General features: G+C 62.6%; 12 protein-coding genes. All 12 read right to left on the reverse strand.

Annotated elements, in window-relative coordinates; translation table 11 throughout:
* Positions 1-15: 15 nt before the first annotated feature.
* The gene (gene cax / locus ACEW8N_RS19035) at positions 16-1,110 is read right to left on the reverse strand and encodes a calcium/proton exchanger (protein ID WP_373501445.1); all 1,095 of its coding nucleotides are present in this window, start codon (positions 1,108-1,110) and stop codon (positions 16-18) included.
* Positions 1,111-1,182: 72 nt separating this feature from the next.
* Positions 1,183-1,614 (reverse strand): potassium channel family protein, encoded by a 432-nt coding sequence (locus ACEW8N_RS19040; RefSeq protein ID WP_373501446.1) that lies wholly within the window; start codon positions 1,612-1,614, stop codon positions 1,183-1,185.
* Positions 1,615-1,642: 28 nt separating this feature from the next.
* Positions 1,643-3,085, reverse strand: a complete 1,443-nt coding sequence (locus tag ACEW8N_RS19045) for an efflux transporter outer membrane subunit (protein WP_373501447.1) — start codon at positions 3,083-3,085, stop codon at positions 1,643-1,645.
* Complete coding sequence (locus tag ACEW8N_RS19050) at positions 3,078-6,260, reverse strand: efflux RND transporter permease subunit (RefSeq protein WP_373501448.1); 3,183 nt, start codon at positions 6,258-6,260, stop codon at positions 3,078-3,080. The genes ACEW8N_RS19045 and ACEW8N_RS19050 overlap by 8 nt, the downstream gene beginning before the upstream one ends.
* Before the next feature lie 45 nt (positions 6,261-6,305).
* On the reverse strand, positions 6,306-7,451 hold the full coding sequence (locus tag ACEW8N_RS19055; RefSeq protein WP_373501449.1) for an efflux RND transporter periplasmic adaptor subunit: 1,146 nt from the start codon (positions 7,449-7,451) through the stop codon (positions 6,306-6,308).
* Positions 7,452-7,644: 193 nt separating this feature from the next.
* A complete protein-coding gene (locus ACEW8N_RS19060; protein ID WP_373501450.1) occupies positions 7,645-8,628 on the reverse strand; it encodes a hypothetical protein in 984 nt (327 codons plus the stop codon).
* Positions 8,629-8,725: 97 nt separating this feature from the next.
* Positions 8,726-9,808 (reverse strand): AI-2E family transporter YdiK, encoded by a 1,083-nt coding sequence (ydiK, locus tag ACEW8N_RS19065; protein WP_373501451.1) that lies wholly within the window; start codon positions 9,806-9,808, stop codon positions 8,726-8,728.
* Between the two features lie 27 nt (positions 9,809-9,835).
* Positions 9,836-11,245, reverse strand: a complete 1,410-nt coding sequence (locus ACEW8N_RS19070) for a bifunctional enoyl-CoA hydratase/phosphate acetyltransferase (RefSeq protein ID WP_373501452.1) — start codon at positions 11,243-11,245, stop codon at positions 9,836-9,838.
* 28 nt (positions 11,246-11,273) lie between these two features.
* A complete protein-coding gene (locus ACEW8N_RS19075) occupies positions 11,274-13,457 on the reverse strand; it encodes a DUF3141 domain-containing protein (RefSeq protein WP_373501453.1) in 2,184 nt (727 codons plus the stop codon).
* Between the two features lie 80 nt (positions 13,458-13,537).
* Complete coding sequence (gene fabI, locus ACEW8N_RS19080) at positions 13,538-14,320, reverse strand: enoyl-ACP reductase FabI (RefSeq protein ID WP_373501454.1); 783 nt, start codon at positions 14,318-14,320, stop codon at positions 13,538-13,540.
* Positions 14,317-15,516 carry an acetate/propionate family kinase gene (locus ACEW8N_RS19085; RefSeq protein WP_373501455.1) on the reverse strand — a complete coding sequence of 400 codons (1,200 nt, stop codon included), beginning with the start codon at positions 15,514-15,516 and terminating at the stop codon, positions 14,317-14,319. The genes fabI and ACEW8N_RS19085 overlap by 4 nt, the downstream gene beginning before the upstream one ends.
* 38 nt (positions 15,517-15,554) lie before the next feature.
* Positions 15,555-16,100, reverse strand: a complete 546-nt coding sequence (locus tag ACEW8N_RS19090) for an N-acetyltransferase family protein (protein WP_373501456.1) — start codon at positions 16,098-16,100, stop codon at positions 15,555-15,557.
* Between the last annotated feature and the right edge of the window lie 97 nt (positions 16,101-16,197).

Consider the following 16,197-nt stretch of genomic DNA (forward strand, 5'->3'; position numbering starts at 1 on the left):
TGCAGCCGCATCTTCTCAATTCCCTTGGGGCGGCAGCAGGTAAAGCGTCATGGCGAAGACCAGGTAGACCATCAGCAGCAGCACTCCGACGAACCACGCCGATCGCCCGCTGTTTGTGACAAAGGCCACGCTGAAGGTCGCGATGAGGATCATCACCACCGCGCCGGGCCAAAATTGCAGGCCCATCGGCGTCGGCCCGATAACATAGCTCGCAAGCACCAGCAGCGGGGCAACAAAGAGCGCGATCTGCGACGCGCTGCCCAGTGCGATGCCCACGCTCAGGTCCAGACGATTCTTGCGCGCGCCGGAAAACGCGGAGGCCATCTCCGCTGCACCGCCGACCAGCGCCACGACGATGAACCCCACGAAAGCGGGGCTCATCCCGAAGACCTCCGCCGCCTTCTGCACCGATTCGACGAACACCTCGCTCACCAGCGCCACCAGGACCGTGACGCCGGCCAGCGCAGCCATGGCCACACCCACAGGCCACGGCGCTTCTCCGGCCTCCCCGGACTCCGCAGCGACAAACAGCTCCCGGTGCGTTTTAAGCGAAAACAGCATGCTCAATCCATAGGCTGCGATGAGCAGCACCGCGAGCCCCACGCTCAGCTTCTGACTGAAGGCTGCGCCCCCGACGGCGTCGGCCCTTGAGACGGCCGAAGGAATCGACAGCGCGACCGTGGCCAGGACGAGCAGGCCGGCTTGCATTCGGGCGCTGATCCGGTTGTATTCCTGGACGTGGTGCTTTAGCCCGCCAAGGAGAAACGATGCGCCGAGCATGAAGAGCGTATTGGTGACAATCGCGCCGGCGATGGACGCCTTCACCAGCATGTATTCCCCGGCACGCAATGCCGTAAGGGCGATGACCAGTTCGGTCAGGTTTCCCAGCGTGGCGTTGAGCAAGCCGCCCACCGCATCGCCCGTCTTGGCCGCAACGGATTCAGTAGCGTGACTCAGCAACGCCGCCAGGGGCACGATGGCGCACACCGAGAGCACGAAGAGCAGCGTGTGCGCTTCGGGTTTGAGCTTCTCTACCGCCAGAACCACCGGCACAAAGGCCAGGAGCCAGAGGAGCGGGTTGTGACGGATTTCGTTGAGCACGTGTTTCATTCGCCGATCCTCTTCATTTCTTCGCAAACGGATCCGTTGTGTCAGGATTCCCCCTTGCCTCGCCCATGTCGATCATAATTTAATGGTTTTCTGGCGGGAATAGGCGTCCTGCACGGCCGCAATGACGATCGCGGTCGACCAGCCGAACATGATGATGCCGTTGATGGCTTCAAAGGAAGACAGCAGGCGCCGGCTGCCGTCGAGGACCACGTCCCCGTATCCCAGCGTGGTAAAGGTGACAGCCGAGAAATAAACTGCCTTTTCGAATCCGTCAACGGCATCGAAGGCCAGATAAGCGAAGCCCCAGATCAGCACCTCCACGATTCCGACGAGATACATGATCATCACGACCCTCGCCACGCTGAACACCCGTTGAATCTGCGATGGCGACCTTTCGGCGGCGGAAGGGTCTCGGATGGGCCGCAAGGCCAGAAACATTCCCCCTGCGTGAACAATGGTTGTCATGAAAATCAGTATGGCGCCGATGGCGATGTTGCGAAGCATTCAGTCCCCCGCCAGGTGGTTTCTGCGGTCAGGGAATAAAGCCCGCCGCCTTCACCGGTTGCGATGTCACGCCGGCCTCCGCGGTCTCCACCCAGCCGCCGCCCATGGCCTTGTAAATGTTGATCAATGCCCGAAACAGGGCGTTCTGGCCGGCGGCTTTCGACAGTTCGACGTTGAACAGGCTGCGTTCGGCGTCGAGCACCTCGAGGTAGCTCGTGAAGCCTTCGTCATACCGCATGTTGGCCAGCCGGGCATAGTTCTCCAGCGCCTTGGCCTGTCTGCTCAGCGCCTGGAGTTTCTGCGCCGACTTGGCGCGGTCGACCAGGGCGTCGTCCACTTCGCGGAAGGCGTTCTGCACCGTTTGAAGGTAGCTGTAGAGTGCCTGCTGCTGGAAGGCCTCGGCGCCCTTGACCTCGCCGCCGATGCGGCCCGCCGAGAAAATCGGCACGGTCAGGGGAACGCCCAGGCTCCAGATCTTGGACTCGCCGGTGAAGAGATCCGACAGATCGGTGCTCACCGTACCGAGCGAACCGGTCAGGGAAATGGTCGGGAAATAGAGCGATCTGGCGACGCCGATCCGGGCGTTGGCGGCGACCAGGTCCTGCTCGGCGGCCCGGATGTCGGGACGTTTCTCCAGCAGGTCGGAGGGAAGTCCGGACGGGACCTCCGGCAGGATCAATTGGTCGATAGTGAGTCCCCGGGAAATCGGGCCGGGGTTGCGGCCAAGCAGAACACTGAGCGCATTCTCCGCCCGTGCGATGGCAAGCTCGATTTCGGGGAGGCGCGCCAGGGCATCCTCGTACTCGGCTTCCGCCTGGCTCAGGTCGATCTCCGGGATGATCCCCTTGTCCAAACGGAGCTGAAACAGGCCCCGAGTCTGTCTCCGGGTCTCCACCGTGCGATGGGTGATCTCGAGCTGCTTGTCCAGGGCCCGGATCTCCACGTAAGTGGTTGCCACCGCGCTGACCAGGGTCAGGACCACCGTCCGCCGGGCCTCCTCCGTGCTGAAGAGTTCGGCGCGGGCGGCCTCGGAAGCACGGCGGTATTTGCCCCAGAAATCGATCTCCCAACTGCCGCTCAGGAACGCCTCGTAGTAATCAAAGGTCGAGTCCACGCCCGAGGGGATGGGGGTCGGCCCCGCTTCGGTCACGCGCTCCCGGGATGCGCCGGCACCGGCACCGATAAAGGGGTACTGATCGCCGTGGGTGGAAAAATATCGGCCGAAGAACTCCTCGACCCGGGCCGTGGCGATCATCAGGTCCTTGTTCTCCGCCAGGGCGGTGCGGACCAGGCCGTTCAGGACAGGGTCGTTGAACTGCTCCCACCAGGCCGTGTTGGCGAGGTCCCGGGCTTCTTTCTCCTCAAACCGCCAGGAGGCGGGCGTATCGACGACGGGGCGCTTGTAGTCCGGCCCCATTGCGCAGCCCGTCACCATGATCAACAGTATGCAGCACAGAACTCCGTTACGCATGCTCCTCTCCCTTTCTCGCTTTCGGTTCCAGATCTTGAGGCCCGGTCGCAGCGTGTGCGTCGTCAGACTTGCCCCGGTGGGCCAGTTTTTCCACCACGTAGAAGGTCATGGGGATCAGGAAAATGGCGATAAAGCTTGCCGCCAGCATGCCGCCGATGACCCCGGTGCCCATGACCTGCCGGGATACGGCTCCCGACCCCGTGGCGACGGCCAGGGGCACGCATCCCAGGATGAAGGCAAAGCTTGTCATCAGGATCGGCCGCAGGCGCAGGCGCGCCCCTTCCAGGGCCGCATCCGCAATGGACCTCCCCTTTTCATACTCCACCTTGGCGAACTCGACGATCAGAATCGCGTTCTTGGCGGCAAGCCCGATCAGCATGATGAGCCCGATCTGGGCGTAGAGGTTGAACTCCATGTTGCGGATGAACAGGCCGGCAAACGCGCCCAGGACCGCGATGGGCGTGCCCAGAAGAACGCTGAAGGGCAGGGACCAGCTCTCGTACTGGGCGGCCAGAATCAGGAAAACGAACACCATCGACAGCCCGAAGATGACCGACACCGGAACCCCCTCGAGTGCCTTTTTCTCCTGGAAGCTCATGCCGAGATAGTCGTAGCCCATCTCGGAAGGCATGCTGGCTTCGAACACCTCCTCCAGCGCCTTCATGGCCTGTGCCGAGCTGAACCCCGGATTGGAGACGACGTTGAGCTGGGCTGCGCGGTAGAGGTTGTACCGCATGGTGAACTCCGGTCCGGAGCGCTCTTCGATGGTGGTCAAGGCGGAGAGCGGCACGGTGTTTCCGGCGGAATTTCTGACATGGAACTGGCCGAGCTGCTCCGCCTGGGTGCGGTATTCGCCCTCGGCCTGGATATAGACCTGCCACTGTCGGCCGAACCGGTTGAAGTAATTTACAAAATAGCCGCCCATGAAGGCCTGGAGGGTGCGGTAGACCTGGTCCAGTTCGATCCCCTGCTTGAGCACCCTGTCCCGGTCGACGTTTACGAAGATTTGAGGCACCGTGGGCAGGAAGGTGGTGGTCACCCGCGCGATCTCCGGCCGCTTCTTGGCCGCTTCCATGAATTTCTGAACGTTTTCCCAGAGAAAGGCGATGTCCTTGCCGGCCCGATCCTCGAGGATGAAGGTCACCCCGCCCGAGGTGCCGATGCCCGGGATGGCCGGCGGCGAGAAGGCAAAGGCGACCCCCTGGGAGATCCGGCCCATGCGCTGGTTGAGGCTTGCCATGATGGCCCCGTATTGCTCCTCCGGGCTTTTTCGCTCGTCCCAGGGCTTGAGCGTGATGAAGAAAAAACTGCTGTAGGTGTTCGTTACCCCGGACAGCAGGCTGAAGCCCACCACCGTGGTGCAGTACTCGACCCCGGGGGTCTCCATGATGATCTTCTCCAGCTCCCGGGTGGCTTCGTCCGTCCGCTGCAGGGAAGCGGCATTCGGAAGCTGCGCCCCGGCGTAGAGATACCCCTGGTCCTCCTCGGGCAGAAATCCGCCGGGGACCCGCTTGCCGATCACGCCGATGGCACCGGTCATGATCACCAGCAGGATCAGGCTGATCACGAACTTGCGAATGAACCACCCGGAGAGCTTCACGTAGCCGTTCGTGGCTTTGCCAAAGAGATTGTTGAACCCGCGGTAGAACGCCCCCAGGGGGCCGCGGGCCTGTTTCTTGGGCTTCAGGATCAGGGACGCCAGGGCCGGGCTCAGGGTCAGGGCGTTGAAGGCCGAGATGATGACCGAGATGGCGATGGTGACCGCAAACTGCTGGTAGAGCTTGCCCGTGATGCCGGGAATGAAAATGGTGGGGAGAAAGACAGCGGAGAGCACCAGGGCGATGGCGATCACCGGCCCGGAGACCTCCTCCATGGCCTTGAAGGTCGCCTCCTTGGGAGAGAGGCCGTGCTCGATGTGGTGCTCCACCGCCTCCACCACCACGATGGCGTCGTCCACCACGAGTCCGATGGCGAGCACCAGGCCCATGAGGGCGATCGTGTTGATGGAAAACCCCAGCAGGGGAAACATGGCGAAGGTCCCGATCAGCGAAACCGGCACCGCCAGCGCCGGGATCAGGGTCGCCCGCCAGCCCTGCAGGAAGATGAACACCACGATGATGACGAGCACGAGGGCCTCGACCAGGGTATGCAGGATCTCCTCGATGCCCGCGCGCACCGACTGGGTGGTGTCGAGGGGGATGCTGTACTCGAGGTCCTCCGGGAAATTCTTCTTCACCTCCTCCATGAGACGGTTGACCCCGTCCACGGCAGCGATCGCATTTGAGCCGGGAAGCTGGTAGAGGGCGAGCACGGCGGCCGATTTTCCGTTCAGCCGGCCGGACATGGCATAGGTCTGAGAGCCCAGCTCGACGCGGGCGACATCGCTCAGCCGCACCACCGAACCGTCCGGGTTGGCCCGCACCACGATCCGGTCGAACTCCTCCGGGCTCTCCAGTCGGCCCTGGGCGCGGATGGCGTAGGTGTACTCCTGGCCCGGCGGCACGGGTTCGCCGCCCACCTGGCCGGCCGGGTTTACCGTGTTCTGCTTCTTGATGGCATCCACGATCTCCGGCACGGTGAGGTTCAGCTTGGCGAGCTGGTCGGGTTTCACCCACAGGCGCATGGCATACTGCCCGGCGCCGAAAACGGTGACACTCGCGATCCCCGGAACGCGCGTAAGCTGGTCGTTCAGGTTGATGTAGGCATAGTTGGCCAGGAAGGTCGCGTCATAGGTGCCCTTCGGCGAGGAGAGCGCGACCAGCATGAGCGGCGAAGAGGTGGATTTCTTGACCGTGACCCCGTAATCGCGAACCTCGGCGGGCATTTTGGAATCCGCCTGGGCCTTGCGCATCTGGGTCAGCACCTGGTCGATGTTGGGGTCGGTCTTGACGTCGAAGTTGACGTAGAGCTTCAGCTCGCCGTTGTTGGCGTTGAGGGAATACATGTAGTTCATGTTGTCCACCCCGCTCATCTCCTGCTCGATGGGGGTGGCCACCGACTGCTCCACGGTCTGGGCGTCGGCCCCGACATAGGTCGTATTGACGACGATCTCCGGCGGGACGATGTCGGGGTACTGGGCGATTGGCAGGCCCAGAATCGCCACGATCCCCACGATGACGAAGATGATGGAGATCACGATCGCCACGATCGGCCGGTTGATGAAAAATTTTGCCATGGAAGATCAACCTTTCTTCTGAAATTGGAGTGTCGCGGCGTGCGCCTAAGGTTTTGCCGAATAGGGCACGGGGCTCACCTTGACGCCTTCGCGTACCTTCTGGATGCCTTCGACAACAACCCGCTCCCCGGGGCGCAGCCCTTCCTGAATGACCCAGAACGCCTCGAACCGCTCACCGACCTTTACGGATCGGAGCCTTACCGTGTTGTCGGCATCCACCACCGCCACCCGGTAGGTCCCCTGGAGCTCGGCCACGGCACGCTGGGGCACCATCAGGGCCCCCTTCTCGGTTGCCATGAGGGCTTTCACCCGGGCATACTGCCCGGGCCGCAGGGCGTTGTCCGGGTTGGGGAAGAGGATCGCCACCCGGATGGTCCCCGTCTGCGGGTCCACCTCCCGGTCGGCAAAACCCAATGTCCCCTTGTGGGGCCAGATGGTGCCGTCGGTCAGGATCAGATCGAACTGGGTTTTCGTGTACTCCGCCGTGCGGGTTTTGATGCGTTCCACCGCCTGCAGATATTCGCGCTCGCTGATGGGCACATAGACCTTGATGGGGTCCACCGTGGACACCGTGGTCAGCGCCTGCGACTGGGAGGTGCCGACCAGGTCTCCGATCTGGGCACTGGCGGCGCCCGCGATGCCGTCGATGGGGGATATGATTTTCGTGAAGCCGAGATCCAGCTCGGCCTTGCGGACCTCCGCCCGGGCGGCCAATACCTCGGCTTCCGATGCCTGAACCCGCCCCACGGCCTCGTCTTTATCCTTTTGGCTCACCGCTCGGGCTGCGGCCAGCGGCAGGATGCGCCTGAGCGTGGATTGCGCCGTGTTGAGCACGGCCTGATGCCTGGCAAGAATCGCGTTGGCCACGTCCAGGGACGCCTGGAACGGCCTCGGGTCGATCTCGAAGAGCAGATCGCCCTTTTTGACGAGACTGCCTTCCTTGTAGTTCTGCGCGATCAGATACCCCTGGACCTGGGCCAGGATCGTCGCGTTCATCATTCCGTCCGTGGTGGCCACATACTCCTTGTAAACGGGAACCGATTTTTCAATCACATCGGCCACCGCCACCTCCGGCGGCGCTGCCGCCGGGGTCATGGGCGCTTCCGTTTTTTTCTTCTCGGCGTGGCCGACCCCGCTGATCACCGCCACGAAAGCCATGAGAACCAGAATCAAAACATGCTTTCTCTTCACGCTGCCTCCTCTTTCTTGCTCGCAATTTTTAATATTATCTCATTTTAACCATAACGATTTTTTGAGATGACGATCTTTCACCGGCGCCTGTGGGCGCCGTGGTAACGCTGTGATAGCCGAGTTTATAGCCATCCGGCGATAAAAAACAGATGGATTTCCGGAATGACGGCATCGGGCGCTCTTGACACGCCCTTCATGAACCCAGGCATTCGCCGGCGGAAACCGTTGCCAGCACGGCCACCCGTTTTACCCGGTTGGGAATTTCCAGTTCGGTCATCGTAATGGCCTGGCCGTTTCCGGTTGCGTCCCCGCCTTGTTTCACACCCATCCAGTTGAGGCGCATCTCCTGGGTCTTCTCCGTCAGGACCGTGTCGGCGCCGCTTAAAACGTTATCCAGCTTCCGCAGATAGTCTCGGGGCGTTCCCGACCCGGGTCCGAGGGCCGTGAGCTGCTGGTCGATTTCCGCCAGGAACTGTTCCCATTTTTCGACTTCCGTCCCGGATCGGCTGCTGCCGGCCAGCAGGTACCCCACGCCGCGGTCCCGGGTCTGCTGAATCTTGATTTTGAACACGGCACTGTTCCGCTGGGCGGTCAGCTCCTCCCTGAGGGCCTGAACCTGCATGACCTCTTCGAGAGCGTAGGTCGCCAGAAGATACAATCCGCGGGGAATCAATTCCCGTCGGCTCTCCTCCTCCGTCGCCCCCGGAGCAATGACGCGGTGATCGTAGAATTCGACAACCGTCTGGGCGACGTCGCGCCTCAGGATTTCACCCTCCAGGGCCGTTCCGAAAACCGTCCGCTCCACCTTCGTTGCCGTTAGAAGGGCAACGGCGGTCTTCACGCCGCTTTTCTGAAAAAAGGATTTGAGATCAGCGCAGCTTTGAAGCAGGGATTGAATGTCGCCGGGGTTGACAAACAGCGCGTGCATCAGCGGGTCCGTGTCCCAGCGATCGGCTGTAAGGCGGAAAGGTCCGGGGATGGCGGAGATCACGCCGTCGACGTGCCTCAGGGCGTTTTCGACGGGCGTCCGGAGCTGTTTCCGGTATCCCTCGACCTTTCGAATCGAAGGATCGGTCTCCTGCACCATGCGCTCGATCCATTCGGCCGCGGCCGCCTCCTTTTCGCCCTGCCTCCTTTTCAGCTCCCGATACTGGTTCCACCTGTCCATGATTCCCATGTGTTCGGTACTCCTTGTCCAAAATGTCCTGCCGGAACATGTTAACCGACCGCAGGCGAGCTGCACCGATGCAGCCTCGCGCCAACCGGCCTCCCGCTCACCTCTCCCGATGTCCGGACTCCTCGACCCCGGCGATCTCCTCATCGACCCAGGCCGACAGGAGGGTGTGGGCCACGGCGAGCACCACCGGCCCGACGAAAATGCCGATGAGGCCGAAGGCGATCAGGCCGCCGACGACACCGGTAAAGATGAGCAGAAAGGGAAGATCGGCGCCTTTCTTGATGAGAAAGGGGCGCAGAAAATTATCCATGGTGCCGACCACCAGGGTCCACAGGAGCAGAAAGGTTCCCCACCCGGTGCCGCCGGTCCAGTAGAGCCAGGCCACCGAAGGCCCGAGCACGAGGAGCGGTCCGATCTGGGCGATGGCAAGCATGAACATCACCGCCGTGAGAACCGCCACAAAAGGAACGCCCGCGATGGCGAGGCCCAGGCCGCCCAGGACCGACTGGGCCAGCGCGGTCACCACCACGCCGAGGGCGACGCCGCGCACGGCCTGTCCGGCCAGCCGGATCGAATGTTCTCCGCGCACGCCGCCCAAACGGCGTCCAAAACGTCTGATCCAGGAGCCCGCTTGCTCTCCCCTGGCATACAGCAGGGAGGCCAGCACCACCGTAAGCAGAAACTGCAGGACCAGGGCGCCGAAGCCGCCCACCTCCGAGGCGAACCATCGGAGGGCCGTGCCCCCGTATGGGGCAAGTTTTTTGATGAAAACCTGAAGCTCCGTAAGCAGAACCTTCTCCCATGCCGCCGCCAGATCGGGGCCGAAAAGCGGCAGATGCGCAAGCCATGCCGGCGGCGGCGGTATCTCGAAGGCGGTAAGGGCACCCATCCAGCCGGAAATTCGGTCGGCATTCGACACGATGGTGCCGATGGCCAGCCAGAGCGGCAGCACCAGGACGCAGAGCAGGATCAGGGTCATCACCGCCACCGCCAGCGACCGACGGCCCCAGAGCCGGTTCTGAATGGAAATCATCAACGACCATGTCGCCGTCACGATCGTCACCGCCCAGATCGCGGCCCCGATAAAGGGTTTCAGGATCCATATCGCGGTGCCCATCATCGCACCGATGAAGAGCACCGCAAGAACGGTTTGGGTGATATCGCTTTTGATTCTTGTCACTTATATCCCCTCATGCTTTTCCCGTCCTCACCCCTGAAGGCTTCTCTTCACCTGCTGATCTTGACGCAGGTGATGGGCAAACGCCGCCGCAACGGCGCAGGACGCCAGCCTGGCTTCGGCCGAATCCGCCCGGCTGGTCAGAATAATGGGGACCCGTGCCCCGAGAACGATGCCGGCCGAATCGGCCCTGCCAAGATAGGCCAGCTGTTTGGCCAGCATGTTGCCGGCCTCCAGGTCCGGTGCCAGAAGGATGTCCGCCTCACCGGCCACCGGCGAATGGATCCCCTTGATCAGGGCGGCCTCTTTGCTGATGGCGTTGTCAAATGCCAGGGGGCCGTCGAGGAGCGCTCCTTCAATTTGACCGCGATCCGCCATTTTGCACAAGGCGGCGGCTTCGACGGTGGAGGGAATCTTCGGGTTCACCGTTTCCACGGCCGAGAGAATGGCCACCTTGGGCTGGGGAATGTGGAGCGCGTGGGCAAGCTGGATGGCATTCTTGAGAATATGGATCTTGTCCTCCAGGGTCGGGTAGATGTTGATGGCCGCGTCGGTGATGAACAGGGGCCGTGGATAGGTGGGCACATCCATAACGAAAACATGGCTGATCCGCCGCTCGGTGCGCAGCCCCGTAGCCGACGGGACCACGGCGCTCATCAACTCGTCGGTATGCAGGCTGCCCTTCATGAGCGCTTCCGCCTCGCCCGATCGGCACAGCGCCACGGCTTTTACGGCCGCGTCATGACTGTGGAGCGCGTCCATGACGCGGTAAGGGCTGATGTCCAGCTTCAGGCTCTCGGCCAGGGCGCGGATTTTGGCTTCTGGCCCCACCAGGATGGGATCGATCACGTTGGCCCTGGCGGAATCGACGGCGCCTTCCAGGGCCTCCTTGCTGCAGGGATGACATACGGCGACAGGAATCGGATCCCAGTCATCGACGTAGTCGATCAGTCTTTTGAAAGCGGTTTTGTGGTGCAGTTGCATTGTGGCGTAGGGGGATCCGGCATCGGTGGGCTTATTTGTCGGGGCCTTGACCCTGGCGATGCCGGTGATGACATCCTCACCCCGCTGATTGACCGCCCGGCAGTCGAACACCACCGTCCCGTCCACGGCGTTCTTGGATCTGGCGGTCACGGTGATGATGAGCGTGTCGTCCAACTCCACCGCATTGTGGAAATCGAAATGTTGAGACTGGTAGACCGTGCCGGGACCCGGCAGGTCGTTTCCCAGCAGGCTCGATATCAGCGCCCCGCCCCACATGCTGTGGCCGACCAGCTTGTGACGCGACAAAAGCATCTGCGCGTACTCGTCGCTGAAATGCGTCGGGTTCATGTCGCCCGACAGCAGCCCGAACCCGTCGATATCCTGCTTGGTCAACATCCGTTCCATTCGGGCGGTGTCACCGATCTGGATTTCATCGAACGTCTTGTTGGTGATCATTGGCGCGAACCTCCTGTGCTGAAGCGTTTCAAGAATGGTCCTCGGGACCCCCGGCCGGCGGCGGGGAGGTGAACAGTCTCTCCATCTCGGCAAGGCGCCTTTGTGCCTCGTCTTGCAATGGTCCGCCGGCGGTGACGACCTTGCGCACAACCTCCAGCAGCTTCCGGGCCTCGTCCTCACGGCCCGTGAGCAGGGAGGGGATGGCCGCCACGGCCCGGCGTTCGTCCAGTCGGAGCATATAGTACTGTTCGCGAAGGTCCTGCTTGAATTCGGTCAGGGGTTTTCCCGCGCCATGTTCGGCGCGGATCCGGCGAAGCATCTCAAATCCCCGTTCGTCGGCTGCGTTTTCGGGCAAGCGTATGTAGATCAGGGCACGGATCGCCGCCTCACGCGGTCCCCCCTGGTCCATTTTGGCCTTCAATTCCTCGATCCGGCGCTGAACGAAGGCCGCATGTTCCGGGTCCTCGCCGGGACGATTTCTGGGCGGCCCGTCCGACGCCCGCAGACCCAGCAGGGCCTGGAGCCAGGACTGGCTGTAGACGCCGAAGAAAACCTGCTCCACCATCATGTCCCGCCAGTCCCCATAGGCCTTGAGGCCCCGGGTCATCCAGTCGGAGAATCCCTTTTCCCACTGCAGGAAGGGGTTGTCGCCCGCGGCCGGCTGACGGTTCTCCTTGACGGTTTCCGCCGCCGAAGCCAGGGGCTGCATGGCCGGGTTGCGGTCGGAGAAAAGCTCGTACCCCAGCCGCAGCGGGTGCATGCGGCGCAGCCCTTCGGCGCTCTGTTCAGTGGACAGGGCGCGGATCATGGGCTGCATCGTGGTGCGGTAGAGGCCCTGGGTAACTTCAGACAACCGGGCCACGGCCGCAAAACAGCGCTCATCTTCGGGGGTGTTCCCGCCCATGGCGCGGATGTCCGCCAGGGTTCGCCGCTCGAAACGGGAGATATAGCCTCCGGTGACCAGATCGACATTTGCGACATCCGCCGCTTTCGTCTGGAAGACGGCTTCATAGAGGCCGGGGGGCAGACAATCGATAAGATCGATGTTTTCGGCGAACTCCTGATGCTCTTTTTTGGCGACGCTGCCCGACACGAAGATCCCCAGGTGCCCGATGGTCTCATGCACCGCGTAGACAATCGTCTGGCCCGCGGCCAGAATGTCCTCATCGCTGCCGTACAGGTCCAGGATCCAGCCGAGGGCCTGTTGGGGCGGCGTGATGTCGTCGCCCTTGGAGCACAGGCAAACGATGGGGGAGCGGATCTTTCTGAAATCCAGCTTCACGCCGTCTTCGGTCACCATCTCCGCATTGCTGAGCTTGTTGCCGACGAAGAGGTTGTCGACGATATACTGCATTTCATCGCCGGTCAATATCACGTGCCTGCCCCACCATCGTTCGAAGCCCAGATAGCGGGGCGCCTCCTTGTCGATGTTGGCGTAGAGGTTGTACTGCTTTGACCAGAGGGTGTTGGCCGGGTTGAGACTCTCGAAGTTCTGCACCAGCCAGGCGCCGTCGAAATTCCCATGCCCCAGGTCGCTCATCATGGACGTCAGCCAGCTCCCCCCCAGCAGGCCGCCGGTATACCGCATGGGGTTGACACCGCGCACCCCCGCCCAGTAGGAAATGGGCGATCCGGCCACGATGATCGGGCCGCAGAGCCCCGGGCGCTTTGCCGCCAGCATCATGAGCGCCCACCCCGCCTGGCAGTTGCCGATCACCACCGGTTTGCCCTCTGCCGCCGGGTGCAGCTCCGCGACCCGTTCGAGGAAGACCGCCCACGCCTCGATTACGGCCTCGATGGTCTGCCCCGGTTCAGGCACCGGCGTAAACCCGATAAAGTAACAGGCATGTCCCGCGCCCAGGGCTTCGCCGATCTCGCTGTCGGCCTTGAAGCCGCCGATGCCCGGGCCGTGGCCCGCACGCGGATCGATCACCACGAAGGGCCGCTTTCGGTCGTCGATGACCGTCCCTTCGGGCGGATCTATTTTGATGATCCCGTAATTCACGGGCCGGGGAAGGGTCCGACCGTCCAGGATCAGGTGATGGTTGAACTGCAGCACGTGGGGGACCTTCTCCGCCATGCGCGCCAGGTACTGATTGCCGCGCTGCCGCATCACGTCCCAGTACAGCACCGTCCGCTGTCCGGCGTCGACAAGGTATTCCATCAGGTCCTTGGATCCAAGGATTGGATTGACCTTCTTTGTCTCTGTCATGTAACTTTCCTTATTGTTTAGATTATTTTGTAATCCGCGAAAATGCGAATGTCATCCGGTGCCGGGCGGAGACATCCGGCTCAGGCCATGATGCCGGCGCCGCCGTCGACATACACGGTCTGGCCGGTGAGGCGCCGCGCGAACGGCGTCGCCAGGAAGGCGCAGGTGAACCCCACATCCATGATGTCCACCAGTTCGCCGACCGGAGAGCGCTCGACGGCGTCATTCAGCATCCGGTCGAAGTCCTTGAGCCCCGAGGCGGCCCGCGTCTTGAGCGGACCCGGCGAGATCGCGTGCACACGGATCTTCCGGGAGCCGAGTTCGTAGGCCAGGTAGCGGCAGACCGCCTCCAGGGCCGCCTTGACCGGCCCCATCACGTTGTAGTTGGGCACCACCTTCTGGGCCCCGTGGTAGCTCATGGCAAAGAGGGTCCCGCCGTCCTTCATCAGCGGCGCCGCCAGAAGCGCCATGCGGATAAAGGAGTGGCAGGAGATGTCCATCGCGGCCGAGAACCCCTCGGCGGAGCAGTTCAACAGGCCGCCCTGCAGGTCCGCTTTGGGAGCGAACGCGATGGAATGCACGAGGATGTCGAGACGCCCCCACTCCCGCCCGATGCGATCGAACACGGCTTCCAGTTCGCCGGGTTTGGAAACATCCAACGGCAGGAGCATCGCCGCCTCCAGCTCCTGGGCCAGGGGCTCGACATGGGGTTTTGCCTTGTCGTTGAGATAGGTGACCGCCACGTCGGCGCCAACTTCACGGAAGGCCTTGGCGCAGCCGTAGGCGATGGAGTGTTCGTTGGCGATGCCGACCACCAGGGCCTTTTTGTCTTTCAGAATCGGTCGCGGCAGGTCTGTTTTCATTGGAATCCTCCTTGGCTTGCTTCAAGCAGGCGCCGGGTGTGGCGCGCGATCATCAATTCCTCGTCCGTCGGGATGACATGGACCTCGACGCGGCTTACGCCGGTGCTGATGCGTCCCCGGCCGCCATCGTTGGCCCCTTCGTCGGTTGCGACGCCCAGCCATGCGGCGTTTTGGCAGACGCGGCTGCGGATGATCGGGGCGTTTTCCCCGATACCCCCGGTAAACACGATGGCATCCAGTCCTCCCAGCGCCGCCGCCAATGAGCCGAGCTCGCGGCGGATGCGATACAGAAAAAGATCGACGGCAAGCCTGGCCGGCGGCTCCCCGCTCGCAAGCAGCGTGCGCATGTCGCTGGATATGCCGGAAACGCCCAGCAGTCCCGATTGGGTGTAAAGGAGTTTTTCGATGGCGCGGGCATCCATCCCGCGCTGGTCCATGAGATAGAGGATCACGCCGGGATCGAGCGTGCCGCTGCGCGTGCCCATCGGCAGGCCTTCGACCGCCGTGAACCCCATGGTGCTGGCAATGCTCCGCCCCGCCTCCAGGGCGCACATGCTCGCCCCGTTGCCCAGGTGAAGCACGACGCACCTTCCCTTGGCCGCCTTCGGCGAGATGTCGGGCAGGACCGAGGCGATGTACTCGTAGGACAAGCCGTGGAACCCGTACCGCATGACCCCCGCCTCCCGCAGTTCGGCCGGCAGGGCGAACATCTGGGCCACCTCGGGCTGGCTTCGGTGAAAAGCGGTGTCGAAGCAGGCCACCTGCGGCAGATCGGGAGCTTGCTCCAGCGCCCGGCGGATCGGCGCGAGATTGTGGGGCTGATGCAGGGGGGCCAGCGGAACGAAGGTTTCCAGGACCTTCAGCACCTCCGCATCCACCCGGACCGGCTGCGTGTAGGCCAATCCGCCGTGCACCACCCGGTGCCCGATGCCGATGAGCCGGTCGTCCGAAATCTCCGACCGCAGGTGGGCGATCAGGTGGTCGAGCGCCCCGTCATGCCCCAGCGCGACGCCGTCGGGCCAGGAATTTTCGGCTTTCACCGCACCATCCGGCGTCTTCGAAACAAATCGTGCGCCGGTGTAAATGCCTTCGATCTGACCCCGGATGTCCAGTTCCAGGTTTCCGTCTTTTTCCAGAAACAGTGAAAATTTGATGCTCGACGAACCCGCGTTGAGCACGACAATGGCGTTGGACATGGTCATCCCCTTTCTTTAAGACGCGACGGCTTCCTGGATCAGGCGGCAGCCTCCGCGAGCGACATCGTTACATGCAGCGTTCCGCCTTCAAACTTCCGTTTCACGGGGAGGCCGCTGCGCTCGAATACGCGGATCATGGCCTTGTTTTCCGCAAGCACCTCCGCCTCGAGCTGGGAAAGCCCCTTTTCCCGGGCAATGCCGGCAAGGTACCGCATCAGACGGCCGGCGATCCCCTGGCCGTGATAATCCTCCTCCACGGCAAAGGCCACCTCGGCGCTTCGGATCGGACCTTCGGCGGGGAGGACCGCATAGCGCCCTGCGCCGATGATCACCTCGCCTTCCCCCTCCCCGACCGTGACCACCAGGGCGACCACGTTTTCGAAATCAACCTCGGTGGCGGTCTTGAGTTCGGCATCGGTCAAGGCTTTTTTGTGGTGAAAAAACCGCGTGTAGATCGATTCGGCTTCAAGGTTCCGGAAAGCCTCGGCAAGCCGGTTCTTGTCGTCGGCCCGGATGGACCGGATTCTCGCCACGGTGCCGTTCTTGAGCGTCTCGATTTTTTCAAATTTTGCTGCGTCTGCCATTTCTGTTCCCCCTGCTGGAAAAAAAGTTCGCCGGCTTCAATCGCCCGGGGTTCAGTCGCACCTGCAGGCAGGTCCGCCTGACCGCAGGCGTTTCCCA

Source organism: Desulfococcus sp., from assembly GCF_041737845.1.
Classification (GTDB): domain Bacteria; phylum Desulfobacterota; class Desulfobacteria; order Desulfobacterales; family Desulfococcaceae; genus Desulfococcus.

Bases quoted from the DNA above. Each gene is read 5' to 3' on its own strand.
- cax (WP_373501445.1), bottom strand. From the start codon at position 1,110: ATGAAACACGTGCTCAACGAAATCCGTCACAACCCGCTCCTCTGGCTC.
- ACEW8N_RS19040 (WP_373501446.1), bottom strand. From the start codon at position 1,614: ATGCTTCGCAACATCGCCATCGGCGCCATACTGATTTTCATGACAACC.
- ACEW8N_RS19045 (WP_373501447.1), bottom strand. From the start codon at position 3,085: ATGCGTAACGGAGTTCTGTGCTGCATACTGTTGATCATGGTGACGGGC.
- ACEW8N_RS19050 (WP_373501448.1), bottom strand. From the start codon at position 6,260: ATGGCAAAATTTTTCATCAACCGGCCGATCGTGGCGATCGTGATCTCC.
- ACEW8N_RS19060 (WP_373501450.1), bottom strand. From the start codon at position 8,628: ATGGGAATCATGGACAGGTGGAACCAGTATCGGGAGCTGAAAAGGAGG.
- ACEW8N_RS19070 (WP_373501452.1), bottom strand. From the start codon at position 11,245: ATGATCACCAACAAGACGTTCGATGAAATCCAGATCGGTGACACCGCC.
- ACEW8N_RS19075 (WP_373501453.1), bottom strand. From the start codon at position 13,457: ATGACAGAGACAAAGAAGGTCAATCCAATCCTTGGATCCAAGGACCTG.
- fabI (WP_373501454.1), bottom strand. From the start codon at position 14,320: ATGAAAACAGACCTGCCGCGACCGATTCTGAAAGACAAAAAGGCCCTG.
- ACEW8N_RS19085 (WP_373501455.1), bottom strand. From the start codon at position 15,516: ATGTCCAACGCCATTGTCGTGCTCAACGCGGGTTCGTCGAGCATCAAA.
- ACEW8N_RS19090 (WP_373501456.1), bottom strand. From the start codon at position 16,100: ATGGCAGACGCAGCAAAATTTGAAAAAATCGAGACGCTCAAGAACGGC.